Source organism: Burkholderia sp. HMSC10F09 (assembly GCF_001806955.1).
Taxonomy (GTDB): Bacteria; Pseudomonadota; Gammaproteobacteria; order Burkholderiales; family Burkholderiaceae; genus Burkholderia; species Burkholderia multivorans.
In genome coordinates, this window is sequence record NZ_KV786779.1 from 1 (window position 1) to 9,295 (window position 9,295).

The 9,295-nt window shown below is 69.1% G+C and carries 8 protein-coding genes; 2 read left to right on the forward strand and 6 right to left on the reverse strand.

Annotated features, from left to right (window positions below; translation table 11 throughout):
- The first annotated feature begins 146 nt into the window (after positions 1 to 146).
- The gene (locus HMPREF3115_RS18200) at positions 147 to 1,682 is read left to right on the forward strand and encodes a MocR-like pyridoxine biosynthesis transcription factor PdxR (RefSeq protein ID WP_070555516.1); all 1,536 of its coding nucleotides are present in this window, start codon (positions 147 to 149) and stop codon (positions 1,680 to 1,682) included.
- 24 nt (positions 1,683 to 1,706) lie between these two features.
- Here the strand turns inward: HMPREF3115_RS18200 and HMPREF3115_RS18205 are convergent, their stop codons facing one another.
- The 5 genes from HMPREF3115_RS18205 to HMPREF3115_RS18225 form a co-directional block, all read right to left on the reverse strand.
- Complete coding sequence (locus tag HMPREF3115_RS18205) at positions 1,707 to 2,759, reverse strand: lipase secretion chaperone (protein ID WP_070555518.1); 1,053 nt, start codon at positions 2,757 to 2,759, stop codon at positions 1,707 to 1,709.
- A 3-nt stretch (positions 2,760 to 2,762) separates the two neighbouring features.
- On the reverse strand, positions 2,763 to 3,857 hold the full coding sequence (locus HMPREF3115_RS18210) for an esterase/lipase family protein (RefSeq protein ID WP_070555520.1): 1,095 nt from the start codon (positions 3,855 to 3,857) through the stop codon (positions 2,763 to 2,765).
- 219 nt (positions 3,858 to 4,076) lie between these two features.
- Positions 4,077 to 6,209, reverse strand: coding sequence for a TonB-dependent copper receptor (locus HMPREF3115_RS18215; protein ID WP_070555522.1), 2,133 nt, complete (start codon positions 6,207 to 6,209; stop codon positions 4,077 to 4,079).
- Positions 6,210 to 6,290: 81 nt separating this feature from the next.
- Positions 6,291 to 6,659, reverse strand: coding sequence for a DUF2946 domain-containing protein (locus HMPREF3115_RS18220; RefSeq protein WP_070555524.1), 369 nt, complete (start codon positions 6,657 to 6,659; stop codon positions 6,291 to 6,293).
- A 167-nt stretch (positions 6,660 to 6,826) separates the two neighbouring features.
- The gene (locus HMPREF3115_RS18225) at positions 6,827 to 7,363 is read right to left on the reverse strand and encodes a cytochrome b (protein ID WP_053298815.1); all 537 of its coding nucleotides are present in this window, start codon (positions 7,361 to 7,363) and stop codon (positions 6,827 to 6,829) included.
- Positions 7,364 to 7,575: 212 nt separating this feature from the next.
- Between HMPREF3115_RS18225 and HMPREF3115_RS18230 the strand changes: the two genes are divergently transcribed.
- A complete protein-coding gene (locus HMPREF3115_RS18230) occupies positions 7,576 to 8,214 on the forward strand; it encodes a Pr6Pr family membrane protein (RefSeq protein ID WP_006404060.1) in 639 nt (212 codons plus the stop codon).
- A gap of 49 nt (positions 8,215 to 8,263) precedes the next feature.
- On the opposite strand, the gene HMPREF3115_RS18235 is transcribed toward HMPREF3115_RS18230, so the two are convergent.
- Positions 8,264 to 9,004: a peptidoglycan DD-metalloendopeptidase family protein gene (locus HMPREF3115_RS18235; protein ID WP_006404061.1), complete on the reverse strand. Its 741-nt coding sequence runs from the start codon at positions 9,002 to 9,004 to the stop codon at positions 8,264 to 8,266.
- Between the last annotated feature and the right edge of the window lie 291 nt (positions 9,005 to 9,295).

Sequence of the window (9,295 nt, forward strand, 5' to 3'; positions counted from 1 at the left end):
CGCCGCGAAAACTGACGATCACATCATCGGACTTCATCGTGGCTGTCCCCTTTGCTGCGCAACGATCTTTATCGAGATGCGAGCCACTATACGGCGCGCACGGTTCTACAATAGGGAACCATTTCAATATTCCCAGTAGGACCACTTTGGATACCGTGATCGTCGCCGACTGGCTGTCCGCCCGTCTCGACCGGACTTCGTCCGAGCCGATGTACCGGCAGCTGCTGCAACTGATGCAGCAGGCCATCCTGACCGGGGAATTAGGGCCGGGGACGAAGCTGCCGAGTTCGCGCACGCTGGCCGCTGACCTGTCGATCGCCCGCAATACGGTGCTGCACGTGTACGACCAGCTGACGGCCGAAGGCTACGTCCTGACGACGACCGGCAGCGGCACCTATGTCGCCGACACGCGGCCCGACGCCGCCGCGATGCGCGCGCACGGCGCGGGCGCGGCGCGTCCGGACGGCGGCGCGGCAACGGCCGCAACCGCGGCGCCCGACGTACAAGGCGGGTTGTCGATGCGCGGCCGGCAGCTGATCGAGCATGCGGGCGTGTCGCGCCGTCAGTGGGGCGCGTTCATGCCCGGCGTGCCGGACGTCTCCGAATTTCCGAGCCGCACGTGGAGCCGCCTGCAGGCGCGGCTCTGGAAGGAAGCGAACCCCGAACTGCTCACATACGCGCCGGGCGGTGGCTACCGGCCGCTGCGTCGCGCGCTCGCCGACTATCTGCGCGTCGCGCGCTCGGTCAAATGCTCGCCGGATCAGGTCATCATCACGACCGGCATTCATCAGTCGATTGATCTCGCGGTGCGGCTGCTGTCCGACATCGGCGATCGCGCGTGGGTCGAGGAGCCGTGCTACTGGGGCGTGCGCAGTGTGCTGCAGGCGGCGGGCCTCACGCTCGCGCCCGTGCCCGTCGATCACGAAGGGCTCGCGCCGAGCGCGAGCGACATGCAGCACCCGCCGCGGCTCGTGCTCGTCACGCCATCGCATCAGTATCCGCTCGGGATGGTGATGAGTCTCGCGCGGCGGCGCATGCTGCTCGAATACGCGCGGCAGCATCGCTGCTGGATCATCGAGGACGACTACGACAGCGAATTCCGTTACGGCAGCCGCCCGCTCGCGTCGCTGCAGGGGCTCGACGACGGCGGCCGCGTGATCTACGTCGGCAGCCTCGGCAAGATGCTGTTTCCCGGCCTGCGGATGGGCTACATGGTCGTGCCCGAGCATCTCGTCGACACGTTCCGCACCGGCCTGTCGGAGCTGTACCGCGAAGGACAGCTGATGCAGCAGGCGGTGCTCGCCGAGTTCATCATGGACGGCCATCTGACCTCGCACGTGAGACGGATGCGCACGCTATACGGCGAGCGCCGTCAACTGCTGATCGATGCGATCCGCGCGCGCTTCGGCGATTCGTTGCCGGTGATGGGCGACGAAGCCGGCCTGCATCTGGTGCTCGGGCTGCCCGACGCATGCGACGATCGCGCGGTCACGCAGAGCGCATTCGAAGCGGGCGTGATCGTGCGGCCGCTGACCAGCTATTACAGTTGCGCCGACACCGCGCAACGCGGGCTGCTGCTCGGCTATGCGTGCGTCGCGCATGAAGGGATCGGGCCGGCCTTCGACACGCTGGCAGCGATCATCGAGCAGCACCTGCCGCGGCACGTGACGCGCGCCGCGTGAGCCGACGGCCGCGCGTGCGGGCCGTTACTGCGCGGTGCCCGCCGTAGCCGCAGCGGCCGCACCGCGATCGAGCGACGCCGCGCGCACCGCTTCGCCCGGTTTCGTAAACACGCGCTGCCGCAGCGCGGCGATCTGCGCGTCGCGATCCTGCGGCGACAGACCGGCGGCTTCGATCTGCGCGCGCTGCACCGCGTAATCGGCATAGCGGCTTTGCCACGACGCGTCGTCCTGCTGCAGCTGCGCGACACGCGCGGCGACGTCCGCACCGAGCGTCTGCGCCAGTGCCGCGCGCGTCGCGTCGGGCGCCGCCCCGCTCTTCTGCGACTGTGCGATCCGGTCGATCGCGGCCTGCTGCGCGTTCGCGCGCTGCTGCGCCGCACGCTCGTCGGCCGGCATCTGCTGATCGAGCGCCGCGAGCCGCTCGGCCTTCTGCGCATCGGTCAGCGTGCGGTCCTGCATGATGCGCAGCCGCGCGAGGTCGTAGCGCTGCCGCCACTGCTCCGCACCGAAAAACGGTTCGCTCCAGTCGCCGAGCGTCCGGTACGCAATCGACGCGCGCCGGTCGAGCGCGAGCTGCAGCGCGCCGAGATCGGACTTGTCGGTGACGGCGCCCGCGTCGGGCAGCTTTGCAAGCGCGTCGCGATAGGCGCGATACCGATGCCAGACGTCGAGCGCTTCCGCCTGCACGACCGTGCCGTCGAGCTGCGCGGCGATCTCGCGGGCGACGAGCGCATCGAGCGCGGCGGCGTCGATCTCGCTCTGTGCAGTCAGGCAATAGTCGAAGAAATCGCGCACCGCGCGCGACTTCGCGAGATGGCCGCCCGGATCGAGCGGCAAGCGCGGCGCGCTCGATCCGGCCAGCGGCGCGGGCACGCTTGCACCGGCCGGCCGCGCCGCCGGCGATGGCAATGCAATCGCGCTGCGTTCGCCCGCCTGCGATCCGGCGTGCGCGACTTCGATGCCGCGCGGCGGCGCCGCGCCGCGCCACAGCACGACGGCGGCCACAGCCGCACAACCGGCTACTGCATACACGGCGACGCGCCGCATTGGCGACGCGTGCCCGTCACGGGCGGCCATCCGTCAGACGCCCGCGAGTTTCAACCGGTTCGCGTGCGTGCGAATCATTGCGACCGGATCTTCCGCATACGCACCGCGCACGCCGAGCAGCTGGTTGATCTCGTCGAGATGATTCCATTTGAAGTTCGTGCCGAGCACCTGTCCGTACAGCGCGCTGCACTTCGACACGAGTCCGTCGTTCTGCCCCGAGCCGCGATTGATCATCACGGTACCCGTGCCGAGCAGCGCGAGCGTCGACGCATCCAGTGCATTCGCCGGATCGACGACCGGAATCGTGCTCGTGTCGCTCGCGCCCGTGACGCCGAACGCGGCATTCGTCGGCAGAATTGCGGTGCCGGCCCACGAGTACAGCAGATGCGTATTGCCGCCGACCGTCTCCGTCGACGCACCGGTCGTGCAGCTGCCGGGTGCACCGAGACCCGCGCTCGGGAAGTTCCGGTTGTAGGTCGCGGCCTGCGCGGTCGTCAGCGTCGTCAGTGCGGCGAGCGCGTCCTGGTTCGTGTTGTGACTGCTGCTCGTCAGGATGCCGAACACGTTGACGAGTGCGGCGATCGCCGACGACGACAACCCGGTCGGGTCGTACGCAAGCACGCTCTGCACGAAGTCCGCGAACTCCGAGCCGCGATGCGGGGTGCCGATCGTCGTCACCGACGCGACGAGATCCGGCGCGACGGCCGCCACGTAGCGCGACGTGAGACCGCCCTGGCTATGGCCGATCAGATTGACCTTCGTCGCGCCGGTCGCGGCGAGCACCTGCTTGACGTATGCCAGCAATTGTTCGCCGCGTCCGTTCGGACCGTCGTCGCTCTGGAATCCCGACAGGTTCGCGACGTACACCGTCGCGCCGTGCCGCTGCAGGTCTTCCCGGATGCCGTACCAGTACTCGAGCACGCCCGCGTATTTGTCGGTGCCCGTGAGTCCGTGCACGAGGACGATCGGATAGCGCGTCGCCGCGTAATCGTCGGCCGGCGCGATCGCGGCGAGCGCCGTGCGCGTCGTCGCGAGCGTCATCAACGCGGTCGTCCCCGCGAACGGCGCGGCGCTCATCGCGCACGCCACTGCTGCTGCCACCACCCTGGAACGCATCGATCTGGCCATGCATGTTCTCCTGATTATCGTGCTGCCGGTTCGAACGGAATCGAAGCGATGCAGAGCGCGCCCAAACGCGCCGCGCATCGAATGCCGGAGTGAATCACGACTCGGGAACGTTTGCGTGCCGACTAGATACGGTTCTCTAATCGCTTGACGCGCACGGCGCACGCGGGCGGGGGCACGCCGCAGCCCGCGCATGCTGCGTTCGCACACGCGGGCCGCACACTACAGCTTCGCGCTGACGCGCACCCAGGCAGTGCGGCCCGGCTCGTTGACGGGCGCGTTCGCCGGATAGCCGAAGCCCGCATTGCCGGCGAGATTCAGATGCTCGGCATAGGCCTTGTTCAGCAGGTTGTCGACGCCGACCGAGATCTGCACGGTCTTGCTCACGTTGTACTGCGCATGCAGCGACAGCACGCCGAATCCCGCGCTCGGTCCGAAGTCCTTGCCGACCACGTTGCCCTCGTTCAGCGCATAGCGATGCTGCGGCGCAACGACCCGCCACAACCCGCCGGCCGACCACGCGCCGCGCGTGTACTCGAGCCCGACGCGCGCCTCGAGCGGCGGCATCTGCGGCAACGGATCGCCGCTCGTCGCATTGCGCCCCCACGCGTACGCGACCGAGGTCTCGATGCGCAGCGGTGCGATCGGCCGCCAGCCGACGCCGGCTTCGCCGCCCATGATCTGCGCGTTCACGTTGGTCGCCCGCGTGGTCGGGCCCATCGTGCCGCTCGCGTAGTCGAACAGGATGAAGTCCTGCACATAGCCCGCATACGCGGATACCCACGCGTCGAGCCGATCGCTCTTGTACTGCGCGCCGATGTCGAGCTGCGTCGTCTTCTCGGGCTGCACGGCCGAGAACGCGTTGACCGAACCGGCCGGCCCGCGTTTTGCGGAAAACAGCTCCCAGTAGTCCGGATAGCGCTCGGCATGGCCGATGCCCGCATACCAGGTCACGGGCAGCGACGCCAGATCGCGCTCGTAGCGCACGAAGCCGCTCGGCAGCACGCGCGCACGATCGTCGTCGAACGTCGGGTTCGGCCGGCTCGTCATCATGCCGCCCGTCGTCGCGCGCTTGTCACGCGCGCTCGCATAGTCGACACGCGCGCCGCCGATCACGCGCGCCGTCTCGGCCGCGTACCACGTGAGCTCGCCGAACGCGCCGGCGTTCCACATCGTCGCCTGCGCGTCCCACGGTTGGTCGCCATAGTTCTGCCGCCCCATCGCGGCGCGCGAATCGAGCCGGTTCGATTGCGCGTCGATGCCCGTCACGAGCTTGAACGCGTCGCCGAATCGCCACGTCGCGGCCGCACGCGCGCCGACCGTTCGCCGCCGCACCTCGGACGCCATCCGCATCGGCATGCTGCTCGACGGATCGGGCTGCCGCAGCGTGTAGTTGTCCATCACGTGATCGGCTTCGTTGTAGTAGACGCGCGCTTCGATCCGGTCGAGCACGTCGCCGAGATGCCGCTTGTCGAACGACAGGCCGAACGTGTCGCGGCGGAAGTGCACGCCGTCCATCCCGCGCCCCGCATAGCGCGCGTAGCCGTCGCCGGTGCCGGCCGTCAGCTCGACGCGCGTGTGCGCGTCGGGCGTCCAGCCGAGCGCGGCATCGGCGTTCCATTTGTCCCATTGCGACGGCACCGTGCGGCCGTTGCCGTCGCGGTAGTCCTGCGCATGCGCATGATTCGCGATGACGCGGCCGTAGAAATCGGGCGTGCCGGCCGTCACGTCGACGTTCTGGTCGTTGCGGCCGAACGACCCGCCGACGACGCTGCCGTCGAAGCGCATGCCCGGCCGCTCGAAACGCGGCGTCGTGCGCTCGAACAGCACGGTGCCGGCCGAGGCGCCGGGGCCGTACAGCACCGTCTGCGGCCCTTTCACGACCGTCACCTTGTCGTAGCTTTCCGGTGCGATATAGGACGTCGGCGCGTCCATCCGGTTCGGACACGCGCCGAGCGTCGGCATCCCGTTCGCGAGCACGTTGAGCCGCGAGCCGAACATGCCGCGCAGTACGGGATCGCCGTTCGTTCCGCCGCTGCGGATCGACGTGAAGCCGGGGATCGTCTTCAGATAGTCGGCGCCGTCGCTCGCGGGCAGCGGCTGGCGCGGCGCCTTCGGATCGGTGACGACGACGAGCGGCGTCGACAATGGCGACGCGAAGACTTCGACGGGCGGCAACAGCATGCCCGACTCGTCGGGAGACGCTTCGGCGCGACGTGCGGCGTCGGCCGCTGCGGCCGACGCGCTCAGCACGCCGGCGGTCAGCGCGGGAACGGCAAGTTTCAGCATGCGCGGCGCGGGCCGCGCGCAGGCACTGCGCAACGCCGGCGGCGTGCGCAACGAAAAAATGGTCATGATCGAAAGCCCGAGTAGCGCCCTCCACGCGGCCGCAGCGGGCCGCACGGATTCGGCGGAAAGAAAAACGGAAAGTGCGCGTCAGGCGCGCTCGGGCGGTGCGCGCGGATAGGCGCGCGGATAGCGGTCCGGATGCGTCGCATCGGCCTGCGGCGCGGCGACGAAAACGGACGAAACGGGAACGGGAGCGAACGAGGCGGCCGCCGCGCCGCCGATCGCGGGACTATGCGCGAAGAATCCGCAGTAGCCGCATGCGTCGAGCGACGAGCCATGTGCGTGCGCGCCGCCTGCAGCCGACGACCGATGCGCACCGTGCTCGGCGCTGCAGATCGTGGCGTCGACCGCGCTCGCCTGCGCGACGCGCCACTGCGACACCAGCGGCGCGGCGATCGCGAACCAGATCGCGAATACGCCGAGCCAGGCGGTCAGGTGACGGTGTCGATGCAGCATGCGCGGCGAGCGAGTAAGCGGAATGTAAAGACACCGGATGTTACCGAATGTCGGCGTCGATGGCCAGCCGCGCCGGGCCGCGCCGGGCTGTTAACGCAGCGGGGGCGCATCGTTGTCAACGCAACGATGCGCCCCCGTCGGAAGCTTGCGCGTACGGCGCGGACGGATCAGGGCGCCATGCGGCGCAGCACGTCGTCGCGCTTGACGAAATGGTGATAGAGCGCGGCCAGCGCATGCAGGCCGATCACGAAGTAGAACGCGTTGCCGATCAGCTCGTGCGCTTCCTTGATCGTCGGTCTCAGCGCCTTGTCGGGCCCGAACAGCGTGAACGACACGCCGAGCCAGTCGAGCGACACGGGCTTGCCGCCGAGATTCACCATCATGATCCCGAGCAGCGGCTGCGCGATGATGAACACGTAGAGCGCGATATGCGCGAGCGTCGCGAGCCACTTCAGCAGCGCCGGCTGCGGGACCGGTGCCGGCGTGCGGCCGATCGCGCGCCACAGCACGCGCAGCACCGACAGCGCGAGCACCAGCGTGCCCGCGGTGAAATGCACGTTCATCCAGAACGCGCGGCTGTCGCTGCCTTTCGGTCCGCGGATTTCGATCGCGAGATACGCGAGCGCGACGAGCACGAAGATGACCCAGTGGAAGAAGATCGCGGGCTTGTTGTAGCGCACCTGTTGCGCGAGGATGTTTCTCATGCTCGTCTCGGTGTGATGGCGGGGATCGATGAAGGCGGCGGCCGGTACGGTGCCGCCGCGCTGGCATGATTGTAGCCGCACGCGTGCGCGGTTTCGCACGATCGTGTCAAATATCGCGCAGGTTCTGCGCGCCCCGCCTATGGAAAATCCGCATCCCGTGCGCGGTGCGCTGTGGCAGGATGGAGCTTTGGTGTCGACGTCGTGCGCGCATCATGAGCAAAGCGTTCTTCGTTGCGGCCTACCGGCTGATCGCCGCATTGCTTGCGGTGTCCACTACCGCGCACAGCATCGCCGACTACTGGCACCTGCCGAGCTTTCATCTCGGCAACTACCTCAGCTATTTCACGCAATTGAGCAGCCTGTACGCGGCCGCGATGCTGGCCGTCGGGCTCGGGCACATCGCGCGGCCCGGCTCGCCGCGCTACGAATCGATGCGCGGCGCCGCCGTGCTCTACGTGCTGATCACCGCGATCGTCTACGAGCTGCTGCTCGCGCGTATGGACGCGCTGCGCCACGTAACGCCACCGTTCAACAACTGGGTGCTGCACCGGATCGTGCCGTTCGTGATGCTGTGCGACTGGCTGTACGTCGAGCCGCGCTCGCCGATCGCGCGCCGCAGCGCGTTCCTCTGGCTCGGCTTTCCGATCGTCTATCTCGGCTATACGCTCGTGCGCGGCGCGGTCGAAGACTGGTATCCCTATCCGTTCGTCGATCCGCGGCCGCACGGTTATCTGCCGGTCGCGATCCAGTGCTCGCTGATCGCGCTCGGCGCGGCTGCGCTCGCGCTCGGCATCCGCTGGGTCGGCAATCACGCGCGCCAGTCCGGCGCGGCGACGCTGAAGAGCGGATGATGCGCAACCGCACGTGTGCGCCGCGCGGCGCACACGACGCGGCGGCCGCTCAGCCGCCGTTGCGCGGCAGGAAGCCCATCGGATCGACGACCTTGCCGTTCTGCCGGACTTCGAACTCGAACGTCGCGCGGCCGCTCGCGTCGGTGCCCATTTCGGCGACCGGCTGCCCGACGCGCACCGCGTCGCCTTCGTTGACGAGCAGCTTGTCGTTGTGCCCGTAGGCCGTGATGAGCCCGTTGTCGTGCTTCAGGATCACGAGCGGCCCGTAGGCCTTCACGCCCGAACCGGCGTAGACGACGCGGCCGTTCGCGGCCGCGCGCACCGTATGGTCGGGCCCCGATGCGGCGATCACGATGCCGCGCGTCTTGCCGGTCGTAAACGGCGTCGTCACGACGCCGGTCGCGGGCCACGCGAGCGTGCCCGGCTGCGCGACGGCCGCGGACGGCGGCGGCGAGATCGACGTGGCGGCCGGCGGCGGCGCGACGCGCAGTACCTGACCGGGCGTCACCGCGTCGGTCGCGGCCATGTGATTCCAGCTCGCGACGTCCTGCACGCGTTGCCCGTATGCGCCGGCGATGCTAGCCAGCGTATCGCCCGGGTTCACGCGGTAGTAGCCGGCCAGCACGCCGGGCGTCGCGACCGACGCCGGTGTCGACGCCCGCGGTGCCGGTTGCCAGGTGTCGGTCCACGGCGTCATCGTGCAGCCGCCGAGCGCGACGGCCGCCGCGAGGAAGGCGGCGTGCTGCAGCCAGCGCACCGCGGAATCGTGGATGGGAATCGTTTTTCTCAAGGTACCTCCCGGATTTGCGTCGTCGCGCCGCGCGCCGCCCTCCGGCGCGCGACGCGCGATGTCCGGCCGACGGGCCGAACCAACCAGTATCCGACCGCGCTCTCAGCGATCGGTTTCCACTCCGGGACGTTGCGCCGAACGGGCCAGCGGAGCCTGTTTCGCGTCGTCCCGAGCGGCAAAGATACCATTTGTCGCGGTCGGCCCCGCGACAGCCGGCCGTTGCGCGACGATTGTGTGCGGTCGCCGGCGCGTGCCGGAACGCGGCCGCGGGCGGCCTCCCGGCGCGTACGG